The 23,176-nt window shown below is 60.8% G+C and carries 20 protein-coding genes and 1 pseudogene; 8 read left to right on the plus strand and 13 right to left on the minus strand.

All coding sequences use genetic code 11. The annotated features are described in order from the left end of the window. Positions 1-83: 83 nt before the first annotated feature. The 3 genes from aspS to A9971_RS22525 all read right to left on the minus strand — a co-directional run bounded on the left by aspS (position 84) and on the right by A9971_RS22525 (position 2,901). Positions 84-1,859, minus strand: coding sequence for an aspartate--tRNA ligase (gene aspS / locus A9971_RS22515; protein WP_011063022.1), 1,776 nt, complete (start codon positions 1,857-1,859; stop codon positions 84-86). A gap of 95 nt (positions 1,860-1,954) precedes the next feature. Then, the gene (locus A9971_RS22520) at positions 1,955-2,176 is read right to left on the minus strand and encodes an FmdB family zinc ribbon protein (protein ID WP_010457489.1); all 222 of its coding nucleotides are present in this window, start codon (positions 2,174-2,176) and stop codon (positions 1,955-1,957) included. Between the two features lie 251 nt (positions 2,177-2,427). Further along, positions 2,428-2,901: a Dps family protein gene (locus tag A9971_RS22525; protein WP_011063023.1), complete on the minus strand. Its 474-nt coding sequence runs from the start codon at positions 2,899-2,901 to the stop codon at positions 2,428-2,430. Positions 2,902-3,365: 464 nt separating this feature from the next. Between A9971_RS22525 and A9971_RS33050 the strand changes: the two genes are divergently transcribed. Then, positions 3,366-3,971, plus strand: coding sequence for a cold-shock protein (locus A9971_RS33050; RefSeq protein ID WP_011063024.1), 606 nt, complete (start codon positions 3,366-3,368; stop codon positions 3,969-3,971). Between the two features lie 59 nt (positions 3,972-4,030). On the opposite strand, the gene A9971_RS22535 is transcribed toward A9971_RS33050, so the two are convergent. Together A9971_RS22535 and A9971_RS22540 are read right to left on the minus strand one after the other, a co-directional pair. Further along, a complete protein-coding gene (locus tag A9971_RS22535; protein ID WP_011063025.1) occupies positions 4,031-4,237 on the minus strand; it encodes a SlyX family protein in 207 nt (68 codons plus the stop codon). Positions 4,238-4,240: 3 nt separating this feature from the next. After that, a complete protein-coding gene (locus A9971_RS22540) occupies positions 4,241-4,666 on the minus strand; it encodes an HIT domain-containing protein (protein WP_011063026.1) in 426 nt (141 codons plus the stop codon). Positions 4,667-5,596: 930 nt separating this feature from the next. On the opposite strand from A9971_RS22540, the gene A9971_RS22545 reads away from it, so the two are divergent. Next, positions 5,597-6,913 carry an OprD family porin gene (locus A9971_RS22545; protein WP_065365302.1) on the plus strand — a complete coding sequence of 439 codons (1,317 nt, stop codon included), beginning with the start codon at positions 5,597-5,599 and terminating at the stop codon, positions 6,911-6,913. A 274-nt stretch (positions 6,914-7,187) separates the two neighbouring features. Here the strand turns inward: A9971_RS22545 and A9971_RS22550 are convergent, their stop codons facing one another. Both A9971_RS22550 and A9971_RS22555 read right to left on the minus strand, forming a co-directional pair. After that, a complete protein-coding gene (locus A9971_RS22550) occupies positions 7,188-8,030 on the minus strand; it encodes a mechanosensitive ion channel family protein (protein WP_011063028.1) in 843 nt (280 codons plus the stop codon). 136 nt (positions 8,031-8,166) lie between these two features. Further along, positions 8,167-8,652 (minus strand): YajQ family cyclic di-GMP-binding protein, encoded by a 486-nt coding sequence (locus A9971_RS22555; protein WP_011063029.1) that lies wholly within the window; start codon positions 8,650-8,652, stop codon positions 8,167-8,169. 143 nt (positions 8,653-8,795) lie between these two features. On the opposite strand from A9971_RS22555, the gene A9971_RS22560 reads away from it, so the two are divergent. Genes A9971_RS22560 through A9971_RS22570 form a run of 3 tightly spaced genes read left to right on the plus strand, consistent with a single transcriptional unit; the run spans position 8,796 to position 12,373 of the window. Further along, positions 8,796-9,713, plus strand: a complete 918-nt coding sequence (locus tag A9971_RS22560) for a putative 2-dehydropantoate 2-reductase (protein ID WP_183000014.1) — start codon at positions 8,796-8,798, stop codon at positions 9,711-9,713. 45 nt (positions 9,714-9,758) lie between these two features. Beyond that, positions 9,759-11,795 (plus strand): HAMP domain-containing sensor histidine kinase, encoded by a 2,037-nt coding sequence (locus A9971_RS22565; RefSeq protein ID WP_011063031.1) that lies wholly within the window; start codon positions 9,759-9,761, stop codon positions 11,793-11,795. A 2-nt stretch (positions 11,796-11,797) separates the two neighbouring features. Next, entirely contained in the window at positions 11,798-12,373 is a 576-nt protein-coding gene (locus A9971_RS22570) for a cob(I)yrinic acid a,c-diamide adenosyltransferase (protein WP_183000015.1), read from the plus strand. Between the two features lie 101 nt (positions 12,374-12,474). On the opposite strand, the gene A9971_RS22575 is transcribed toward A9971_RS22570, so the two are convergent. The 3 genes from A9971_RS22575 to secA all read right to left on the minus strand — a co-directional run bounded on the left by A9971_RS22575 (position 12,475) and on the right by secA (position 17,614). Next, positions 12,475-13,419, minus strand: a complete 945-nt coding sequence (locus A9971_RS22575) for a Nudix family hydrolase (protein ID WP_183000016.1) — start codon at positions 13,417-13,419, stop codon at positions 12,475-12,477. Between the two features lie 115 nt (positions 13,420-13,534). Then, on the minus strand, positions 13,535-14,752 hold the full coding sequence (gene argJ / locus A9971_RS22580; protein WP_015636776.1) for a bifunctional glutamate N-acetyltransferase/amino-acid acetyltransferase ArgJ: 1,218 nt from the start codon (positions 14,750-14,752) through the stop codon (positions 13,535-13,537). Positions 14,753-14,872: 120 nt separating this feature from the next. Beyond that, the gene (gene secA / locus A9971_RS22585; protein WP_011063035.1) at positions 14,873-17,614 is read right to left on the minus strand and encodes a preprotein translocase subunit SecA; all 2,742 of its coding nucleotides are present in this window, start codon (positions 17,612-17,614) and stop codon (positions 14,873-14,875) included. 322 nt (positions 17,615-17,936) lie between these two features. On the opposite strand from secA, the gene A9971_RS22590 reads away from it, so the two are divergent. After that, positions 17,937-18,392, plus strand: a complete 456-nt coding sequence (locus A9971_RS22590) for a DUF721 domain-containing protein (protein ID WP_011063036.1) — start codon at positions 17,937-17,939, stop codon at positions 18,390-18,392. Positions 18,393-18,406: 14 nt separating this feature from the next. Here the strand turns inward: A9971_RS22590 and A9971_RS22595 are convergent, their stop codons facing one another. Beyond that, the gene (locus A9971_RS22595) at positions 18,407-19,894 is read right to left on the minus strand and encodes a helicase HerA-like domain-containing protein (RefSeq protein WP_183000017.1); all 1,488 of its coding nucleotides are present in this window, start codon (positions 19,892-19,894) and stop codon (positions 18,407-18,409) included. A 193-nt stretch (positions 19,895-20,087) separates the two neighbouring features. On the opposite strand from A9971_RS22595, the pseudogene A9971_RS33285 reads away from it, so the two are divergent. Next, a pseudogene (locus A9971_RS33285) lies at positions 20,088-21,119 on the plus strand (cache domain-containing protein); the annotation flags it as partial. Positions 21,120-21,212: 93 nt separating this feature from the next. Beyond that, positions 21,213-21,977: a methyl-accepting chemotaxis protein gene (locus tag A9971_RS33290; protein WP_404944724.1), complete on the plus strand. Its 765-nt coding sequence runs from the start codon at positions 21,213-21,215 to the stop codon at positions 21,975-21,977. 40 nt (positions 21,978-22,017) lie between these two features. On the opposite strand, the gene A9971_RS22605 is transcribed toward A9971_RS33290, so the two are convergent. Together A9971_RS22605 and purU are read right to left on the minus strand one after the other, a co-directional pair. Then, positions 22,018-22,200, minus strand: a complete 183-nt coding sequence (locus A9971_RS22605) for a hypothetical protein (RefSeq protein ID WP_011063039.1) — start codon at positions 22,198-22,200, stop codon at positions 22,018-22,020. 68 nt (positions 22,201-22,268) lie between these two features. Beyond that, the gene (gene purU, locus A9971_RS22610) at positions 22,269-23,117 is read right to left on the minus strand and encodes a formyltetrahydrofolate deformylase (protein WP_011063040.1); all 849 of its coding nucleotides are present in this window, start codon (positions 23,115-23,117) and stop codon (positions 22,269-22,271) included. Between the last annotated feature and the right edge of the window lie 59 nt (positions 23,118-23,176).

Here is a 23,176-nt window from a genome sequence, read left to right on the forward strand (position 1 = left end):
GCCCACGCCGCCTGGCGGGTGCGGGCAACAAAAACTCGACCCATAGAAAAAGCGCACCCGAAGGTGCGCCTTATCGGGCCGGCTTATTCAGCCTTGGGCTGTTCGCGCAGGCGGATGTGCAGCTCGCGCAGAGCCTTGGCATCCACCAGACCCGGTGCCTGAGTCATGACGCAGGCCGCGCTCTGGGTTTTCGGGAAGGCGATCACTTCGCGGATCGACTGGGCGCCGGTCATCAGCATCACCAGGCGGTCCAGGCCGAAGGCCAGGCCACCGTGCGGCGGCGCGCCGTACTTGAGGGCGTCCAGCAGGAAGCCGAACTTCTCTTCCTGTTCCGCTTCGCTGATGCCCAGCAGGCGGAATACCGCTTGCTGCATTTCCTTGCGGTGGATACGGATCGAACCGCCACCCAATTCGGTACCGTTCAAAACCATGTCGTAGGCGCGCGACAGAGCGGTAGCCGGGTTGGCTTCCAGTTCTTCCGGCGAGCACTTCGGCGCAGTGAACGGGTGATGCAGGGCGGTGAAGCTGCCGTCGTCGTTCTCTTCGAACATCGGGAAGTCGACAACCCACATCGGCGCCCATTCGCACGTCAGCAGGTTCAGGTCGTGACCGAGCTTGATACGCAGCGCGCCCAGGGCTTCGCTGACGATCTTGGCCTTGTCGGCCCCGAAGAACACGATGTCGCCGTCGACCGCGCCCACGCGATCGAGGATCACGTTCAGGTTGGCTTCCGGAATGTTCTTGACGATCGGCGATTGCAGGCCTTCAACGCCTTTGGCGCGCTCGTTGACCTTGATGTAGGCCAGGCCCTTGGCGCCGTAGATGCCGACAAACTTGGTGTAGTCGTCGATCTGCTTGCGCGGCATGCTCGCCCCGCCTGGAACGCGCAAGGCGGCGATGCGGCATTTCGGATCGTTGGCCGGGCCGCTGAACACCTTGAACTCCACTTCCTTGAGCTGGTCGGCAACGTCCACCAGTTCCAGCGGGTTGCGCAGGTCCGGCTTGTCGGAACCGTAGCGACGCATGGCTTCTTCAAAGGTCATGTGCGGGAATTCGCCGAATTCCAGACCCAGCACTTCCTTGAACAGGTTGCGGATCATGCCTTCGGTCAGGCCCATGATGTCTTTTTCGTCGAGGAAGCTGGTCTCGATGTCGATCTGAGTGAACTCAGGCTGACGGTCGGCACGCAGGTCTTCGTCGCGGAAGCACTTGGCGATCTGGTAGTAGCGGTCGAAGCCCGCCACCATCAGCAGTTGCTTGAACAGCTGTGGCGATTGCGGCAGGGCGAAGAAGCTGCCGGCGTGGGTGCGGCTCGGCACCAGGTAGTCGCGGGCGCCCTCTGGGGTGGCGCGGGTCAGGATCGGGGTTTCCACGTCGAGGAAACCGTTCTCGTCCAGGTAGCGACGGATGCTGGTGGTCATGCGCGAACGCAGGCGCAGCTTCTCGGCCATTTCCGGACGGCGCAGGTCGATGAAGCGATAGCGCAGACGGGTTTCTTCACCCACGTCCGAATATTCGTTGAGCGGGAACGGCGGGGTTTCCGCCTCGTTCAGCACTTCCAGCTCGTAGCCCAGGACTTCGATCATGCCCGAAGCCATGTTGGCGTTGCCGGCACCGGCCGGACGCAGGCGTACCTTGCCGGTGATCTTGACCACGTATTCGCTGCGCACGCGGTCGGCGGCGGCGAAGGTTTCAGCGCGGTCCGGGTCGAACACCACCTGGGCCAGACCTTCACGATCACGGATATCGAGGAAGATCACCCCGCCGTGGTCACGGCGACGGTGGACCCATCCGCAAAGGGTTACTTCCTGACCTTCCAGGCTTTCGTTCAGTTGGCCGCAATAATGGCTGCGCATCATGGTAGTGGTTTCACTTCTCGTAATTCGAAATTCGATGGAGGCCTTGCGCACCTCAAGGTGCCGGATAGTGCAAGAACTCGCGCGTGTCGTTCAACTTAGTCAGCTTTGTCGCCACCGGCCAGGTTCTTCTTGGAGCCGGTCTTGAAGTCGGTTTCGTACCAGCCGGTGCCGCTCAGGCGGAAACCAGGCATGGACAGCATCTTTTTCAGCTCGGGCGCCTGGCAGGCTGGGCAGTCGACCAGCGGCGCGGCGCTGATCTTTTGAATGGCTTCCAGCTGATGACCACAGGAAGCGCATTGATAGTCGTACATGGGCATGGGGGGCGTCTCGGCAATCCAGATTACTGCTTGAACTACAGCCAGAGCCCACGCCAAAGCCCGGGCTACGTAGCAAAGAGCGGGATTATATCCATTAAATCGGCCCTGTGCAGCCGTATGACCCCATCGCGGGCGTCACCGGCCGTCAGGCGTCTATCCGGGCTGCAACCCCGGAAGGTCTGGAGAACGCAGGTGCTGCCTGCTGGGCGAGGGTGCGAACGGCGTACGGGACGCCATTCGCAAGAGCGGGCTTAACGGTTTTCCAGCAGAGAGCGCAGCATCCACGCGGTTTTTTCATGCACCTGCATGCGCTGGGTCAGCAGATCCGCCGTGGGCTCGTCGCTGACCTTGTCCAGCAACGGAAAGATGCCGCGGGCGGTACGGGTCACTGCTTCCTGGCCGGCGACCAGTTGCTTGATCATTTCCTCGGCGGCAGGCACCCCTTCCTCTTCCTTGATCGAAGACAGCCGGGCATAGATGGAATAGGCCCCCGGAGCCGGGAAGCCCAGGGCGCGAATGCGTTCGGCGATCAGGTCCACTGCCAGGGCCAGTTCGTTGTACTGCTCTTCGAACATCAAGTGCAGGGTACGGAATTGCGGGCCGGTGACGTTCCAATGGAAATTATGGGTTTTCAGGTACAACACGTAGGTATCCGAAAGCAGACGGGATAGACCGTCGACGATGGATTTACGATCTTCTTCGCTGATACCGATATCAATTGCCATGTTTCTCTCCGTTATCGGGATGGATTCACCCATTCATCTGCCGGACCACTCTAGCAAGAGTACCGCCCCTGCGCCGCCCAGGATCATCAATCGGCCTGCGGTGGATTGTCCCGTGGCCCGGCCCGGGATAAACCTCACTGAGTTCGAGTCAGGTCAGACAGCAGCAGAAATCCGACGTTCCTTGGAAAAATCACCGCCATCTGTCTAGAACAGGCTTTTGCCCGATTCTCCGAGCTCGGCCTGCAGAAGCGCTCATTTGTACGCCCGGGCCAAGCCCCGCTGCTGATTTGAGAAGGCCTGGGCTTTGCTGTTAAATAGAGCCCGTGTCGCTGTTGCCTATTTCTTCGGCCAGCGCGCATAGGCTGACACCGCGTACGTAACCACCGCCTCACCTATTTGTTCAGAAGCGAACCGTGCGTGATCAGCTCCTCCTTGTGCTTCCTTCTTAACGTGAGTTAATCAAAATGTTGAAAATCGTCCACCTGCTGACAGGCATTGCAGCTTTGCTGCTGTCCTTGATTCCGAGTCTGAGATCTGACGCGGTTCCCTACCTGCAACAACCCGATGCTCTTTACCTGGCCCTTTTCGGCCTGCTCAACCTGATCCTGGCTCCAGTTATTCCCTACTGGAACAAAGGCTCTCGTCATCACCTGCAAAATCTGGTCAGCGCCCTGCTGGTGCTGGTCGTTGTACTGCAAACCCTCACCCTGCTGGCCCCCATGCCAGTCATTGGTGGCCAACCGGCGGTTCTGGTCAGCTTGCTGACTGCACTGATCGCCGTAGTCCTGCACCTGGCCATCAGCTTCTACAAGTCATCACCTTCCGCTTCCGCCACGCCAAGCTACGATATGAGCAATCGTGATACCGGTACCGTGAAGTGGTTCAACACCTCCAAGGGCTTCGGTTTTATCTCCCGGGATTCCGGCGATGATATTTTCGTGCACTTTCGCGCCATTCGCGGAGAAGGCCATCGCGTCCTGGTGGAAGGCCAGCGCGTGGAGTTCTCGGTAATGAACCGTGACAAGGGCCTGCAAGCCGAAGACGTGATTGCCGCGCTGCCGCGCCGCTGATCGCCCCCCCATAAAAAAACCGCGCCCAGGCGCGGTTTTTTTATGGGGGGCGATCCCCCTCAATAATGGGGCGGTGGCGCTTCCTCTTCGAACGACTCGAACTGCCCGACCATTTCTTCCTGGCGCTTGAGCAATGCCGCCATTTGCAACTGCAGGCGCTCCACTGCCCTCTGCTGCGCCACCAGCACATCGTTCAAGGCCTGAATGGTGTCATCCTGAAACGCCAGGCGGCTCTCCAGGTCGGTTACACGCTCTTGCAGACTCATGCCTCACCCCTCCAGAAACTGAAAATCATCGGTCAGCACCAACCGCAGGCGTTCACGGATCGCCGCCACTTGCTCGGTGCTGTAAGGCTTGGCCGGATGCTTGCCCCATACCGGTGCCGGCCATGCCGCATCATCACGCCTGCGCACGATCACGTGCATATGCAGTTGGCTCACCACATTGCCCAACGTCGCCACATTCAACTTGTCGGCATCGAACGAGTCCTTGAGCAACTCGGCCAGCGCGGTGGTTTCCTGCCATAGCTGTTGCTGGTCGGTGACATCCAGTTGAAACAACTCGCTGATATCCTCGCGACGCGGCACCAGGATGAACCAGGGATAGTTGGCGTCATTGGACAGCAGCAACCGGCAGAGGGGGAAATCCCCGAGGGTCAATGTGTCTTGTTGCAGCCGTGAATCTAAAGTGAACACCGCGTTTACTCCCGCTCAGCTTGTTTCAGCCCGGCGTCCAGTAGACGGACTCCTGCCAGGCGACAGACGCGCAGCATACCTGCGAATGCCCTGCGCTTCATGACCAATGAGCCAGAGACCGGACAGCACACACTCAGGCACGGCAAGGAGCCGATCGCGATGCAAAGGCCACGCCCCACAGCAGGACATTTCCTCGCGCCTCGCACCATTTGCGCCCACAACCCGCAGACCATTCGGAAAATGACCCGAGCCAACCCTTGCGCCCCTTATTTTGCCTGGGCCTGACTGTATGAATCGTGCACAGCGTTGCAAAAGTTTTGCACCAGAATCGCACAGGCGGTCTACGCTAAATTCCTCAAGCATCCGCCGTTTACTCACTTTGCAGTGTGCAGCGGTAACGTTTCGCCGCACTGTGCAACTTAATGCACAGCCCTGCACCAGGAAAACCACAGAGTCAAGCCAAACAAAACGCCCCTTGAAACAGCGATTTTATGCGGTTTTTACAGGCCCGAACGGCTCTTTGAAGAAAAATGGGTGGCTAGATTCAGTTTGTGCACGCTTGTTGCATTCAACCCCGCATCGTCTGCAACGGTCTAACGGAAGTCAGGCCTTACAGACTCATAATAATAGTGGCAGGGCTGCCCCGCGGTGCTTTTTAGAGTGTGTGCATGGGGACTTGTTTCCTTCATTCTCGGCTTCGAAAAACACTGCTGAAAGTTGTCGGCCTGGATACAGACTGACTGCAGAATTACGACGCCTATCGAGCAAATTGCGACAGGGCCGTAAAGAAGCTGAAAGGATAGATAGGCAAGTATCGCCAACATTGTCAGCGTGATATAAGTTTGCGCCGACACAAAAAGAAAGAGCCGCCCAGATAAAAAAACAGGTGGGACGGCAGTACTCTTCTAAAAACCAAAGGAGCAAATCACGATGCGCGTGATGAAGTGGAGCATGATCGCCCTGGCTGTATCAGCAGGCACCTCGCAGTTTGCAATTGCATCCTCCCAGGACGATGCAAAAGGCTTTATCGAAGATAGCACCCTGACAGCCAAAACCCGTCTCGAGTACATGAACCGTGATTTCAAGAACGGTGCAGGCAACCATGCGCGTGACGACGGTACTTTCAAGAGCGGCTATCGCCAAGATACCGGCCTGAGTGAACTGCTGCAGTACAACTCCGGCTTCACTCAGGGCACCGTAGGCGTCGGTGTCGATGCTTTCGCCATGGGCGTGATCAAACTCGACGGCGGCGCAGGTCGCTCCGGTAACGGCCTGGCCGCCAACAATAGCCTCGGCCAACCCGAAAAAGACTCTTCGGCCGTAGGCGGCGCAGTCAAATTCCGCATCTCCGACACCGTGCTCAAGTACGGCGACCAGATGGTTGCAAGCCCTGTGTTCTCCACCGACGACAGCCGTCTGCTGCCTGAAGTGGCCACCGGTACCTTGATCACCAGCAAAGAGATCAAAGGCCTGGAACTGAACGCTGGTCACTTCACTGCACTGCGCTCGCAAACCGGCCAGTACAACGACAGCATCAACGGTCGCAACGGTGACACCGGCCTGAAAAACCCGGGCCTGACCGCTGCCGACTTCGCGGGCGCTACCTACCAGTTCACCGATAACTTCGTCGGTGGCGTGGCCGCGTCCAAGGTCGATGACTACTTCAAGAAGCAGTACATCAACCTGAACTACACCTTCCCGATCGCCGATAACCAGTCGCTGAACCTCGACTTCAACGGCTATCGCACCGAAGACGACGGCAAGAAGCTGTACGGCAAGCTGGACAACAAACTGTGGAGCCTGGCGGCCGCCTACAGCATCGGCCCGAACAAGTTCACCATCGCCCACCAGCGCTCCACCGGCGACACCAACTACCTGTACGGTGTTGACGGCAACGGTACCGTCTTCGTCGCCAACTCCATCCAGATCTCCGACTTCATCGGTGAAGACGAGCGCTCCTGGCAGGCTCGCTACGACCTGAACATGGCGACCCTGGGTGTTCCAGGCCTGAGCTTCATGGCCCGTTACGTGAAGGGTGACAACATCACCACTTCGTCGAACACCGAAGGCAAGGAAAACGAGTTCAACTTCGAAACCAAGTACGTGATGCAAGAAGGTCCAGCCAAGGACCTGTCGTTCCGCCTGCGTAGCGCTGTGTACCGTGCAAACGGTGCTTACAACAAAGACTACACCGCAGACAACAACGACGTTCGCATCATCGTAGAGTACCCACTGAGCATCTTGTAATATCGATGCCCAGCTGATTGCGCTAACGCGCAGCACTAATAAGAACCGCCGCTCCTAATCAGGGCGGCGGTTTTTTTTGCCTCTGGAAAAGTACCAGATCAAATACACAATTAAATAGCAAGCTAACTAACAGGAGTGCTTGGGATAGTCCATGTTCCGCCTCGAAAGCAGATTCACTAGTTGCTATTGGCTAGTATCGAAAACAAACAAGGGGCTGATAGCCCCTTGTCTTGAACAACATTAGCTGACCGAACGGCCAGGTCATGAAACTGACTTATTGCGCTGCTGCTTCCTGAACCACTCGAATCACCCGTTGTGGAAAAGGAATATCAATGCCCGCTGCCTTCAAGCGATCACGGGACAACTCATTGAACTGGAACAGCACGTCCCAATAGTCCGAAGTCTTGACCCATACCCGCAGCGACAGGGTAATGGCGCTATCGCCCAGGGTAGAAACCACAGCTACCGGGGCCGGATCGGCCAGTACCCGCTCATCCTTGGCCAGTTCCAGCAACACCTCGCGGGCCTTCTGCAGGTCCGCGTCATAGTCCACACCCACGTCGAACACCACCTTGCGGGTCGGTTGACGGTTGTAGTTGGTGATGATGCCGTTGGACAGGTTGCCGTTGGGCACGATCACTGTCTTGTTGTCACCGGTACGCAGCACGGTGTGGAAGATCTGGATGCTGTCTACGGTACCGCTGATGCCCTGGGCTTCGATCCAGTCACCGATACGAAACGGGCGGAACAGCAGGATCAATACCCCACCGGCGAAGTTCGCCAAGCTGCCTTGCAGCGCCAGGCCGATGGCCAGGCCGGCAGCACCGATCGCGGCCACGAAGGAGGTGGTTTCGACACCGATCATCGAAGCCACACTGACGATCAGCAGGACCTTGAGAATGATGTTGGCCAGGCTGCTGATAAAACCTTGCAGCGCCAGGTCGGCATTGCGCAGGGCCAGCAACTTGCCCACTTTGTGAGTCAGTTTGTTGATCAACCACCAGCCGATGGCCAGGGTGATGACAGCCAGCAGCACCCGGCTGCCGTATTCCATGATCATTGGAATCCAGGCCTGGGAGGCCCGGACCAGATTGTCTACTTCAGCGTTCAAATCCATCTATTTCTCCAGATTCCCGGGGTTGCGGCGCACATGACTGACAGGCAGAACGACCAGCCCCGCGGGAGCTCAATCGTTTCTGCCATTCCTCCGGCCTCGGACGCCAATAAGCTCTAGAGGTTCCCGGAGAAGCCGATCAATCGCGGAAGTTGTTGAATTGCAGCGGCATGCCGAACTCTTTGGCACGCAGGGCGGCGATGGCCTCTTGCAGGTCGTCACGCTTTTTGCCGGTCACCCGTACTTGCTCGCCCTGAATGGCGGCTTGCACTTTCAACTTGGCGTCCTTGATATGGGCGACGATTTTCTTCGCCAGTTCTTTATCGATACCTTCCTTGAGGACCGCTTCCTGCTTCATCACCTTGCCCGAGGCATAAGCGTCCTTGACCTCCAGGCACTGCACGTCGATCTTGCGCTTGACCAGGGCCAGCTTGAGAATCTCGATCATCGCTTCAAGCTGGAACTCGGCCTCGGCGGTCAGGTTGACGGTCAGTTCCTTGTCCTTGAACTCGAAGCTGCCCTTGCCCTTGAGGTCGTAACGGCGATCCAGTTCTTTGACGGCGTTTTCCACCGCGTTGGTGACTTCGTGCTTGTCCAGTTCGGATACCACGTCAAACGACGGCATGTAATCTCTCCAAATAAAAAGGGGCGCTGTTCAAAACATCGAACACGCCCGGCTTGCGGTTAAAATCCGCGCTCATTATAACGGGTCTTTCCCCTCCTTCACCCCGCGCCCTCCCCCGGGCGGCCAAACAGAGCGAAAACCTGATGTCCACCACCTGGCATGTTCTCGGCGCCGGCAGCCTCGGCACCCTGTGGGCCTCCCGCCTGGCCCGCGCCGGCTTGCCGGTACGCCTGATTCTGCGTGACCCCGCCCGCTTGCGGGCCTATCAGGCGGCCGGCGGCCTGACTCTGGTAGAACAGGGCCAGAGCAGCCTGCTGGCAATTCCCGGGGAAACCAGCACCAGCAGCGCCCCCATCCAGCGCCTGTTGCTGGCCTGCAAGGCCTACGACGCCGAGGCGGCAGTGGCCAGCATCGCCCCGCGCCTGGCGCCGGGAGCCGAACTGATCCTGCTGCAGAACGGTCTGGGCAGCCAGGATACCGTGGCCGCCCGAGTGCCCCAGGCACGCTGCATTGCCGCCTCCAGCACCGAGGGCGCCTTCCGCGATGGCGACTGGCGCGTGGTCTTTGCCGGCCACGGCTACACCTGGCTGGGGGACTCGGGGCACCCCACGCCGCCGATCTGGCTCGACGAATTGGCGGCCAGCGGCATTCCCCATGAATGGAGCACCCAGATCCTCACCCGGCTCTGGCGCAAGCTGGCACTCAACTGCGCGATCAACCCACTGACGGTACTGCACGACTGCCGTAACGGTGGCTTGCAGCAGCATCATTGCGAAGTGGCCACCCTGTGCGCCGAGCTGAGCGAGCTGCTGCAATGCTGCGGGCAACCCGCCGCAGCGCAAAACCTGCAACAGGAAGTGGAACGGGTGATCCTGGCCACCGCCGCCAACTATTCCTCAATGCACCAGGATGTCAGCAACGGGCGGCGTACCGAAATCAGCTACCTGCTGGGTTACGCCTGTGAAGCCGCTGCCCGGCATCGCCTGCAACTGCCCCATCTGCAGCAGTTGCAACAGCGCCTGGTGAACCAGCTGCAGCAACGCGGATTGCCCAGCGCCTGAGCAGCGGCTACGCTCCCCACTTGCTCATTTCCAGCGATATAGCCGATGCCATTGCGCCAGCGCCTCGAAAACCTGCCAGTGGGCCAAAAGCTCCTGGCCGCCCTGCTTGTCCTGCTGACCACCGTTCTGCTGGTCGCCAACCTGACCTTTATCAGCGCGGCCTACTGGATCTCCCAGGAAAGCATGGCGCCCCAGGCGCTGCAGACCATTGGCCGCCTGGTGTCCAATCCGACCCTGGCGATCCAGGCGCTGAACTCCCCCGAAGATGCCGAGAAGCTGCTCAACGAACTCGACAGCTATACCCCGCTGCGGGCTGCCGCACTCTATGACGGCAAGGGCCAGCGCCTGGCCCAGTTGCAGCACGGCGAACGCCTCAAGCTGCCCGAACGCTACCGGCACATCGAAGCCTGGCAAATGACCGAGTTTCGCAGCAACCAGGTCATCACCCTGCCCCGCCCGGGCCAGGCCCCCGGCCACCTGCTGCTGGTGGCCACCAGCGAACTGCCGATGGCCTTCTACACCGGCACCCTGACCGCCAGCCTGGGAATCCTGATCTTCAGTGTGCTGCTGTGGCTGGTCATCGCCCGGCAGATCAAGCGCCTGATCACCCAGCCGATCCATCAGCTCGAGGAACTGTCGCGCCAGGTCACCCGCGAGGAGAACTACGCCCTGCGCGCAGCCCGGGGCAACCACGATGAAATCGGCAGCCTGGCAGAAGCCTTCAACACCATGCTGTCGCGCATCGAAGCTCGCGAGCAGCAGCTCAAGCGCGCCCGGGACGACTCCCAGGCCGCCTACGACCAGGCCCAGGGGCTGGCGGAGGAAACCCGCCATACCAACCGCAAGCTGGAACTGGAAGTCCAGGTGCGCAGCAAGATCGAGAAGAAGCTCACCGGCTTTCAGAACTACCTCAACAGCATCATCGACTCCATGCCCTCGGCGCTGATCGCTCTGGATGAACAGCTCTACGTCACCCAGTGGAACCAGGAAGCCAGCGCCCTGTCCGGCACCCGGCTCGACGAAGCCCTGAACCAGCCGATCTTCCTCGCCTTCGAACCGCTCAAGCCGTTCCTGCCGCAGCTCAAGGAAACCGTCGAACAGCACACGGTGACCAAGGTCGAGCGGGTCACCTGGTTCAAGGACGAAGAACCCAAACACTACGCCCTGACCTTCTACCCCCTGATGGGGGGTGCCGGACGCGGGGTGGTGATCCGTATCGACGACATCACCCAGCGCCTGTCCCTGGAAGAGATGATGGTGCAATCGGAGAAAATGCTTTCGGTGGGCGGCCTCGCGGCCGGCATGGCCCATGAGATCAACAACCCGCTGGGAGCGATCCTGCACAACGTACAGAACATTCGCCGACGACTGTCTGCCGATCTGCCAAAGAACCTTGAGCACGCGCAGCAGATCGGTGTTGAACTGCAGACCGTCAATCGCTACCTGGAAAGCCGCGAAGTGCCGCAACTGCTCGATGGCATTCAGCAGGCCGGAGCCCGGGCGGCGAAGATCGTCACCCACATGCTCAGCTTCAGCCGGCGCAGCAACCGGCAGATGGCCCCCTGCGACCTGCCGGCGCTGATCGACCAGGCGGTGGAGATCGCCAGCAACGACTTCGACCTGGCCATTGGCTTCGACTTCAAGGGCCAGGCGATCATTCGCCAGTTCGACCCGAACCTGGGCCCGGTTGCCGGCACTGCCAACGAACTGGAACAGGTGCTGCTCAACCTGCTGAAAAACGCCGCCCAGGCCATCCATCAGCGCGAAGATGACAGCGAACCCGGACGTATCATCCTGCGTACCCGTTTGAATCCGCCCTGGGCAGAGATCCAGGTGGAGGACAACGGAATCGGCATGAGCGAAAACGTGCGCAAGCGTACCTTCGAGCCCTTCTTCACCACCAAGGAAATCGGCCAGGGCACCGGGCTCGGCCTGTCGGTGTCGTACTTCATCATCACCAATAACCACAAGGGGCAGATGGAGGTGCAGTCCACTCGCGGCCAGGGCACTTGCTTCACCTTGCGCTTGCCCCTGGCCAGCAGCCAGCCGCTGGTCCAAGAACCGTTACCACTGGAGAACTGAACATGGGCTTTCGCTTGTCGAAGATCTACACCCGCACTGGCGACAAAGGCGAAACCGGACTGGGGGATGGCCGTCGGGTGCCCAAGGATCACCCTCGGGTCGAAGCCATTGGCGAGGTTGATACCCTGAACAGCCAATTGGGCCTGCTACTGGCAGGCCTCGGTGAGCAGAGCGGTGTCTGCCCCGGGCTCGAGGAAGTGATCACAGTGCTGGCTCCCTGTCAGCATCGGTTGTTCGACCTGGGTGGCGAGCTGGCGATGCCGGTCTATCAGGCCCTCAACGAGGCCGAAGTACAGCGCCTGGAGGCGGCCATCGATCTGTGGAACGAGGAGTTGGGCCCGCTGGAGAACTTCATCCTGCCCGGCGGCTCGGCGCTGATCGCCCAGGCCCATGTCTGTCGCAGCCTGGCCCGCAGCGCCGAGCGTCGCTGTCAGCACCTGAATGCCGTTGAGCCTTTGCAAGGGGTTGGGCTGGCCTACATCAATCGCCTGTCGGACCTGCTGTTTGTCGCCGCGCGACTGATCGCCAAGCGCCAGGGCATTGCCGAAATCCTCTGGCAGGCCGCCGCCAAGCCCTGACCACGCGGCTTGCGGGCGAAAGGGCCTGCAAGCGCCCGACGATGCCTCTCAGGCAAGCCTGCTCCCGCAGACCTGGGCCCAGGCTGCCATTGAGGATGTCTTCAATCCTGCGGCCAGAAGGCGCGGATACCCGCTACACCTTGAGCACCCGCTGCCCAGGCCTGCTGGCATTCGGCGGGCCCCACGCCACCCAGCAGATACACCGGCTTGTTGAAACCGCTGATCAGTTGCTCGGCCTGTTGCCAGCCCAATGGCTGTGCATCCGGATGGGTCTGGGTGGGCTGTACCGGAGACAAGGTCACGAAGTCCACGTCCATCTGCTGGGCCAGGGACAGCTCCTCGGCGTTATGGCAGGAAGCCGCCAACCAGCGATCCTTGCCGAACGGCCGCCCGGCGCTGGCGTACTTGCGCAGTTGCGCCGCAGTGATGTGCCAGCCCGCCGAGGGGAAATCCCCCAGCCATTCGAAGGGCCCCTTGAGCATCAGTTGCGCCTTGCCGGCGCACAGGCCCACCGCATCCACCGCCAGGTCGCGGTATTGCGGGTCGTAGCCGCCGGGCGCCCGCAGTTGAATCAGCTTGCAGCCCTGGGCCACGGCTTTTTGCATGCCTCGCAGCAGGGTCGGGGTTTCCAGGCCGTCCGGGGTGATCAGGTATTGGGCTGGCAGACGCGCGGCAGCGACAATCGGCTGATTGGCCGCGGGGAACTCATAGTCGGCCAGCTCACGAGCAGTGACCCAGGCCAGAGGTTGCCCTTCGGCGCCGTGAGGCTCACCGCTGAACGCCGAGACTTCCCAGACATCCAGCAGTACCTGCTTGTCCGGATAATCGTGCTGCACCTTGATCAGCGGGCGCGCTGCGGTGACGGCGATGCCCAGTTCTTCCTGTAGCTCGCGGGCCAGCGCGGCTTCGACCGCCTCCCCGGGCTCGACCTTGCCGCCGGGGAACTCCCACAGGCCACCTTGATGTTGAGTATCGGCACGCCGGGCAATCAGGATCTTGCCGCTGGCATCCCGGATAACGGCCGCAGCCACATGTACTCGTTTCACCGCACTACTTCCTCTGCTCAGGCATGTTGGCCAGGCCCTTGCGGGCCGGGCGTTGGATCTGCGCTTCGCCGGCAAGCCGGCTCCTACAGCAGGAGCGGCAACGCCGGCGAGGTTCTTAGGTGCGGTATTCCGCGTTGATCTTCACGTATTCGTGAGACAGGTCGGTGGTCCAGATGGTTTCGCTGCAAGCGCCACGGCCCAGTTCGATGCGGATGGTGATTTCTTCCTGCTGCATCACCGCCGCGCCCTGGGCTTCGGTGTAGCTGGCGGCACGGGCGCCACGGCTGGCAATGCAGACTTCGCCGAGGAACACGTCAATCTTGCTGACATCCAGGTCCGGCACTCCGGCACGACCTACTGCCGCCAGGATGCGGCCCCAGTTCGGGTCCGAAGCGAACAGCGCGGTCTTGATCAGTGGCGAGTGAGCCACGGTGTAGCCCACGTCCAGGCACTCCTGACAAGTAGCCCCGCCGTTGACTTCCACAGTGACGAACTTGGTCGCGCCCTCACCGTCACGGACGATGGCCTGGGCCACTTCCATGCACACCTCGAACACCGCCTGCTTCAGGGCAGCGAACAGCGGGCCCTCGGCCTTGGTGATTTCCGGCAGCTTGGCCTGCCCCGTGGCGATCAGCATGCAGCAGTCGTTGGTCGACGTGTCGCCGTCGATGGTGATGCGGTTGAAGGACTTGTTGGCACCGTCCAGCAACAGGTTCTGCAGCACTTCGCGGGAGACTTTGGCGTCAGTGGCGATGTAGCCGAGCATGGTTGCCATGTTCGGGCGGATCATCCCCGCGCCTTTGCTGATGCCGGTCACGGTGATGGTCACGCCATCATGCTGGAACTGGCGGCTGGCGCCCTTGGGCAGGGTATCGGTGGTCATGATGCCAGTGGCGGCGGCAGCCCAGTTGTCCACGGACAGGTCGTCCAGCGCAGCTTGCAGAGCGCCTTCGATTTTCTCTACCGGCAATGGCTCGCCGATCACCCCGGTGGAGTAAGGCAGCACGGCGCTGGCATCGACGCCGGTCAGCTCCGCCAGCTTGGCGCAGGTGCGGGATGCCGCGGCCAGGCCCGGCTCACCAGTGCCGGCGTTGGCGTTACCGGTGTTGGTCAGCAGATACCGCACCGGGCCTTGTACCCGCTGCTTGGCCAGAATCACCGGTGCGGCGCAGAACGCGTTGAGGGTGAACACCCCCGCCACCGTGGAGCCTTCGGCACAACGCATGACCACCACATCCTTGCGCCCCGGGCGCTTGATGCCGGCCGAAGCGATACCGAGCTCGAAGCCGGCAACCGGGTGCAACGTAGGCAAAGGACCAAGACCAACAGCCATGAATGCGCTCCTCTTATCAGGTGTCTGCACCGTCGTCTCAAAAGACGGTGCCGCAAATGGAAAAACGCCGCGACGGCTGATGCCGTCACGGCGCGGGTGTTTCAGTGTCTGGCGGGGATCTTAGTTGATCTGGCCGTGACAGTGTTTGTACTTCTTGCCCGAACCGCAGTAGCACAGTTCATTGCGGCCAAGCTTCTGCTCGTTGCGCACTGGCGCGGTGGCCAGGGCCACATCGACCTCGACGCCCTCTTCCAGGGCTTCCGGCTGATCCAGCCCCGGTGCCTCGGCGTGTTCAAACTGCATGCGCTGGGCCAGAGCCTCGGCTTCCTGACGCAGGCGAGCCTCTTCCTCGGCCGGGTCTTCGCGACGCACCTGGACGTGGGACAGCACGCGGATCGAGTCGCGCTTGATGGAGTCGAGCAACTCGGAGAACAGGGTGAAGGATTCGCGCTTGTACTCCTGCTTCGGGTTCTTCTGCGCGTAACCACGCAGGTGAATACCGTGACGCAGGTGGTCCATGGTCGACAGGTGGTCTTTCCACAGGTCGTCCAGTACCCGCAGAACAATCTGCTTCTCGAAAGTGCGCAGGGCTTCGGCACCGGCCTGGTCTTCTTTCTCGTTGTACGCGGCGATCAGCTCGTTGAGCAGCTTCTCGCGCAGGGTTTCCTCGTACAGGTGATCGTCTTCGTCGAGCCATTGCTGGATCGGCAGGCTGACACCGAAGCCACTCTGGATGGCTTCTTCCAGGCCTGCCACGTCCCACTGCTCAGGCAGCGATTGCGGCGGGATGTGGGCGCTGACGGTAGCGTTGAGCACGTCCTGGCGGAAGTCGGCGATGGTTTCGCCAATGTTGTCCGCGGCCAACAAGGTGTTGCGCATGTGATAGATCACTTTACGCTGCTCGTTGTTGACGTCGTCGAACTCCAGCAATTGCTTGCGGATGTCGAAGTTGCGGCCTTCGACCTTGCGCTGGGCCTTCTCGATGGCGTTGGTCACCATGCGGTGCTCGATCGCCTCGCCGGACTGCATGCCCAGGGCCTTCATGAAGTTCTTCACCCGGTCAGAGGCGAAGATACGCATCAGGCTGTCTTCCAGGGACAGGTAGAAGCGGCTGGAACCGGCGTCGCCCTGGCGGCCGGCACGGCCACGCAGCTGGTTGTCGATACGACGGGACTCATGGCGCTCGGAAGCGATCACCTGCAGGCCACCGGACTCCAGCACTTGCTGGTGACGCTTCTGCCAGTCGGCCTTGATCTGGGCGATCTGCTCCGGAGTCGGGTTCTCCAGGGAAGCCACTTCCACTTCCCAGTTGCCGCCCAACAGGATGTCGGTACCACGACCGGCCATGTTGGTGGCGATGGTCAGGGCGCCCGGGCGACCGGCCTGGGCAATGATTTCCGCTTCCTTTTCGTGGAACTTGGCGTTCAGGACCTTGTGCTCGATGCCTTCCTTGTTGAGCAGGTTGGACATGTGCTCGGACGTTTCGATGGTCGCGGTGCCTACCAGCACCGGACGGCCCTGGGTCATGCATTCCTTGATGTCGTTGATGATCGCGGCGTATTTCTCGTCCGCAGTCAGGAACACCAGGTCGTTGTAGTCCTTACGGGCCAGCGGCTTGTTCGGCGGAATCACCATCACCTGCAGACCGTAGATCTGATGGAACTCGAAGGCTTCGGTGTCGGCGGTGCCGGTCATGCCGGACAGCTTGGTGTACAGACGGAAGTAGTTCTGGAAGGTGGTCGAGGCCAGGGTCTGGCTCTCTGCCTGGATATTGAGGTTTTCCTTGGCTTCGATGGCCTGGTGCAGGCCTTCTGACAAGCGGCGACCGGGCATGGTACGACCGGTGTGTTCGTCCACCAGGACCACCTGCCCATCCTGGACGATGTATTCAACGTTGCGGTTGAACAGCTTGTGCGCACGCAGGCCGGCGTAAACGTGGGTCAACAGGCCCAGGTTGTGCGCCGAGTACAGGCTTTCGCCTTCAGCCAGCAGGCCGACCTGGGTCAGCATTTCTTCGATGAACTGGTGACCGGCTTCGTTGAGCTCGACCTGGCGGGTCTTCTCGTCGACGGTGAAGTGCCCGGCCTTGGTGACCTGGCCTTCCACTTCCTCGATGTGCTGTTCCAGGCGCGGGATCAGCTTGTTGATCTCGGTGTACAGGCGGGAGCTGTCCTCAGCCTGGCCGGAAATGATCAACGGAGTACGGGCTTCGTCGATGAGGATCGAGTCGACTTCGTCGATCACGGCAAAATTGAGCTCGCGCTGGAACTTGTCTTCCATGCTGAAAGCCATGTTGTCGCGCAGGTAGTCGAAACCGAATTCGTTGTTGGTGCCGTAGGTGATGTCGGCGGCGTAGGCGGCACGTTTCTCTTCAGGCGGCTGGAACGGCGTGACCACGCCGACGCTCAGGCCGAGGAATTCGTACAGCGGGCGCATCCAGTTGGCGTCGCGGCGAGCCAGGTAGTCGTTCACTGTCACCACGTGCACGCCCTTGCCGGACAGGGCGTTGAGGTACACACCCAGGGTCGCTACCAGGGTCTTGCCCTCACCGGTGCGCATCTCGGCGATCTTGCCTTCATGCAAGGTCATGCCGCCGATCAGCTGCACATCGAAGTGGCGCATTCCCATGATCCGCTTACCGGCTTCACGGGCGACCGCGAAGGCTTCGGGAAGCAGTTTGTCGAGGGTTTCACCCTTGGCGATACGGGCCTTGAACTCGGCAGTCTTGGCACGCAATTGATCGTCCGAAAGGGCCACCATTTGCTCTTCGAAGGCATTGACGATCTGTACCGTCTTGAGCATGCGTTTGACTTCACGCTCGTTCTTGCTTCCAAAAAGTTTCTTTAACAAAGGCGCAAACATATCGGCAGGATCTTCCACACATAGGGTTGGAGGGCGGCCCCGTGAGTCGCCCGAGCAGCCCTCATGGCCGCATGCGAACGAGCATTCTACCCGGAAACGATGGTGAGGAAAGTGGCGTTATTCCACGATGCTGGCACAGCGCTGTGACGGGGCTCACCTAAAATAAGGGCTTTTCGCTGAACTTCAAGCCCATTGACCACAGAAGTTAATGATTACGATCAGCAAAGAACCAGAAATTGATCAAAGTACGAACAAGCGATGGCGCCGGCGTGGCGGGCGCTTTCTGCTACCATGGCGCCTCTGTAACTTCAGGTTTCTGATCATGGCATTTCGCCCCCTTACGGCACGCGCTCCCGCCGTTCTTCTTCGCGAAGCCAAGCCTCTGAAAGCCATACTCGGCCACGCCCAGCGCCTGGCACATCTGCAGCGCCTGCTGGAAAGCCAGCTGCAGCCGGCCGCTCGCGAACATTGCCACGTTGCCTCCTGGCGTGAAGGCAGCCTGCTGCTGATCGTCACCGACGGGCACTGGGCAACGCGCCTGCGCTATCAGCAAAAGCGCCTGCAACGTCAATTGCTGGAGTTCAACGAGTTCAGCAACCTGACGCGCATCCTGTTCAAGGTCCAGCCGCCGACGGTCCAGCAAGGAGCCGCGGGACACACCATGGACCTGTCGAACAACGCCGCTGAAACCATCCAGGCCACCGCAGAGGGCATCACCGACCCCAACCTGCGCGCGGCCCTGGAGCGCCTGGCCAGCCACGCCAAACCGCGGGGCTGACTCAAGCCTGTACTTCAGCGCCGCTTGCTGCCGCCGAGCAGGGAACCCATCAAGCCCCGCACCAGTTGCCGTCCCAATTGATTAGCCGCCTGGCGCATGGCCGACTTCAATGCCTGCCCGGCAGCCGTGCCAAGGAACTCACCCGCCCGGTCGGCCAGGCTGGGCTCTTCAGCCGCTGCTTTGCCAGAAGGCTGCTGATCCTGCGGTGCCAACTCCTTGCGCCCCAGCAACACTTCATAGGCTGATTCGCGGTCGATCGGTTTGTCATAGCGCCCCAGCAGCGGCGAACTGGCGATCAGGGCCTGGCGCTCGGCCTCGGTCAGCGGCCCGATCCGCGACTGCGGCGGCGCCACCAGTACCCGCTGGACCATTTCTGGCGTGCCCTTGTCCTGCAAGGTGCCCACCAGCGCTTCGCCGATGCCCAGCTCGGTCAGTACCACCAGCGCATCGAAGGCGGGGTTGGGACGGAAACCATCCGCCACGGCGCGCAGGGACTTCTGTTCCTTGGCAGTAAAGGCCCGCAAGCCATGCTGGATACGCAATCCCAATTGAGCCAGGACATTGTCCGGCAGGTCCCCGGGCGACTGGGTAACGAAATACACCCCCACACCTTTGGAGCGAATCAGCCGCACCACCTGCTCCAGCCGGTCCTGCAAGGCCTTGGGAGTACCGGCGAACAGCAGGTGCGCTTCGTCGAAGAACAGCGCAAGCAGCGGCTTGTCCGCATCGCCCCGCTCCGGCAGTTGCTCGAACAGCTCGGCCAGCAGCCATAAAAGGAAGGTCGCATAGACTTTCGGCGCCTCATGCACGAGGCGGCTGGCATCGAGCAGATGAATCCGCCCACGACCATCGGCGGCCGGCTGCAGAATGTCCTCCAGCTGCAACGCCGGCTCACCGAACAATGCTTCGGCGCCCTGCTGCTCCAGGGTCGCCAGGCGCCGCAACAGCGCCTGGCTGGAGCCGGTAGTCATCAACGCAGCATCGTCCCCGAGCAGCTGCGGGTTGTCCTTGAGGTGGTTGAGCAACGCCTTGAGGTCCTTCAGGTCGAGCAGCAACAGGCCTTCGCGATCAGCGACCTTGAACGCCGCATAGAGCGCCGACTGCTGGCTGTCGGTGAGTTCCAGCAAACTGCCCAGCAGCAGCGGGCCCATTTCGCTCAGGGTGGTGCGCAGAGGATGACCGCTTTGCCCATGGATATCCCACAGGGTCACCGGATAGGCCTGTGGTTGATGCTTGAGCCAGGGCATGCCGGCGATCCGCTCGGCAACCTTGCCCTGGGGGTTGCCCGCAGCACCCAGCCCACAGAGGTCGCCTTTGATGTCTGCGGCAAATACTGCCACCCCGGCATCACTGAAGGCTTCTGCCAGGCGCTGCAGGGTGACGGTCTTGCCGGTGCCCGTGGCGCCCGCCACCAGACCGTGGCGGTTGGCCAGGCGCATGGCCTGGGCGATCGGCAGGCCATCGAGGCCGGCACCGATTACGAGTTGCGATGAGTCAGGCATTTTGTCACCCCTGGTTAATCTTTGGCCTTACACGGTCGATATGAATAAATGATGGATCAGAAGTATCTGAAATAAAGGTCAGGTAATTCCCGTGGGATAGATGGAGATATCAGCTTACTTATAACACCGCCCTTCTGTGCGTTTTTCCAACCCGATGCCCTGGACTCAAAGACCTTAGCGGACACCCCAAGCCATGAACAAAAATCTGCGCTTCAGCCACAAGATCCTGCTTGCCGCCTCGCTGATCGTCATAGCTGCATTTGCACTATTCACGCTCTACAACGATTACCTGCAACGCAACGCCATTCGTGATGATCTGGACAACTATCTTCAGGAAATGGGCGACGTCACGGCAAAAAATATTCAGACCTGGCTCGCCGGTCGCGCCCTGCTGATCGAGAACATCTCCCAGTCGGTGGCCCTCAACACGGACCCTGCGAATGTCAGCAACCTGCTGGAACAGAAATCCGTCAGCTCGACCTTCATGGGGGCCTACCTGGGCAACAATGACGGCACCTTCATCATCCGTCCCAACAGCAAGATGCCGGATGGCTACGATCCTCGCGCCCGCCCCTGGTACAAGAGTGCCGAAAGCAGCAGCGGCTCGGCCCTGACCGAACCCTATATCGACCTGGCGTCCGGCCAGTTGGTGATCTCCATCGTCGACAGCGTGATCAAGGCCGGCCAGAGGATCGGTGTGGTCGGCGGCGACCTGAGCCTGCAAGTAATCACCGACAGCATCAATGCCCTGGACTTCGACGGCATGGGCTACGCCTTCCTGATCAGCGCCGACGGCAAGATCCTGGTGCACCCGGACAAGAACCTGGTGATGAAGACCCTCAAGGACGTCTACCCCCAGGACACCCCCAAGATCAGCAGTGAACTCAGCGAGATCACTGTCGATGGCAAGCCGCGCATTGTCACCTTCACCCAGATCAAGGGCCTGTCCTCGGTGAACTGGTACATCGGCCTGTCCGTGGACAAGGACAAGGCTTTCGCCATGCTCAGCGAGTTCCGCACCTCGGCGATCATCGCCACCCTGACGGCCGTGGCCCTGACCATTGCCCTGCTGGGCCTGCTGATCCGCCTGCTGATGCAGCCGCTGCACGTGATGACCCGGGCCATGCAGGACATCGCCGATGGCGAAGGCGACCTGACTCGACGCCTGAACATCCATAACCAGGACGAGTTCGGCATCCTCGGCACCGCCTTCAACCGTTTCGTCGAACGCATCCACGGCTCGATCCGCGAAGTGTCCTCGGCCACCGAGCACGTCAACGAAGTCGCCCTGCGCGTGGTCAGCGCCTCCAACTCGTCGATGCTCAACTCCGACGAGCAGGCCAGCCGCACCAACAGCGTGGCCGCCGCCATCAATCAGCTCGGGGCCGCCGCCCAGGAAATCGCCCGCAATGCCGCCCAGGCTTCGCAACAGGCCAGCGATGCGCGCAACCTCGCCGAAGACGGCCAGCAAGTGGTGGATCGCAGCATCCAGGCGATGAACCAACTGTCGGACATGATCAGCGCCTCCAGCAGCAACATCGAAACCCTCAACAGCAAGACCGTGAACATCGGGCAGATCCTCGAAGTGATCACCAGCATTTCCCAGCAGACCAACCTGCTGGCCCTCAACGCGGCCATCGAAGCGGCCCGGGCCGGCGAGGCAGGACGCGGCTTTGCCGTGGTTGCCGATGAAGTGCGCAACCTGGCGCACCGCACCCAGGAGTCGGCGCAGCAAGTGCAGGCCATGATCGAGGAGCTGCAAGTGGGCGCCCGCGAATCGGTGAGCACCATGAGCAACAGCCAGCGCCACAGCCAGGACAGCGTGGAAATCGCCAACCAGGCCGGGGAACGACTCAACAGCGTGACCCAGCGCATAGGCGAGATTGACGGCATGAACCAGTCGGTGGCCACGGCGACCGAAGAGCAGACCTCGGTGGTGGAGTCCATCAATATGGACATTACCGAGATCAATACGCTGAATCAGGAAGGCGTGGAAAACCTCCAGGCCACCTTGCGGGCCTGCTCCGATCTGGAGCAGCAGGCAGCACGCTTGAAGCAACTGGTGGGCAGTTTCAGGATCTGAAAGCGCCCAATGCCCTGCCGCCGGCTAGCCGGCGGCAGGCTCAAGCAGGCTTGGGCCGGGATGGCGCCTGGGGTTCCTGCTGCAATTGCTCCCACAACTGCGCGGCATCGGGAAAATCGGTGCCGTCGTCAGGGCTCAACTCATCGGGGTCGTAACGGCTCAGGCAACCTTCGCCGAGGGTGGCGGGTGCCTTGGACGTGGCTTTATCCAGTGGATCGGTCATCGGGCTGACCTCGTGAGGTGCAAAACCAGGAGCGGGGTATTGAACCCCCGCGCCTGGTTTTTTTTCAATCAGAACACCACAGTCTTGTTGCCGTGCACCAGCACGCGGTCCTCCAGGTGATAGCGCAGGCCGCGGGCCAGGACCATTTTCTCCACGTCACGACCGAAACGCACCATGTCCTCGATGCTGTCGCTGTGGCTGACCCGCACCACGTCCTGCTCGATGATAGGACCGGCGTCCAGTTCCTCGGTGACGTAGTGGCAGGTTGCGCCGATCAGCTTCACACCGCGCAGCGAGGCCTGATGGTAAGGCTTGGCACCGACAAAGGATGGCAGGAAGCTGTGGTGGATGTTGATCACCTTGTGCGCGTACTCGCTGCACAGCTCCGGCGGCAGGATCTGCATGTAGCGCGCCAGCACCACCACTTCGGCGTCGTGCTGCTTGACCAGGCGCGACACCTCGGCGAAGGCCGGCTCCTTGTCCTGCGGGTTGACCGGCACGTGGTAATAAGGAATGCCGTGCCACTCGACCATGCTGCGCAGATCATCGTGGTTGGAAATCACGCAGGCGATCTGGCAATCCAGCTCATCGCTGTGCCAGCGGTGCAGCAAGTCGGCCAGGCAGTGGGATTCGCGGCTGGCCATCAGTACCACGCGCTTTTTCTCGGCGGTATCGGTAATGCGCCAGTCCATCGAGAACTCTTCGGCGATCGGCGCAAAGGCCTCGCGAAAAGCCTCCAGGCCAAAGGGCAGTGAATCGGCACGAATCTCGTGGCGCATGAAAAACCAGCCACTGAGATTGTCCGAGTGGTGGCTCGCTTCGGTGATCCAACCGTTGTGGGAGGCTAGAAAGTTACTGACTTTGGCAACGATGCCAACGCGGTCAGGGCAAGAAATCACCAACCGAAAGGTGCGCATGGGGGGGAAACTCCAGAACTTCGCAAAGGTCGCCATTCTAGCGATTGCGCGACAAAACT

The sequence above is a fragment of the Pseudomonas sp. UME65 genome (assembly GCF_014170225.1).
In the GTDB taxonomy this organism is placed as follows: Bacteria; Pseudomonadota; Gammaproteobacteria; order Pseudomonadales; family Pseudomonadaceae; genus Aquipseudomonas; species Aquipseudomonas protegens.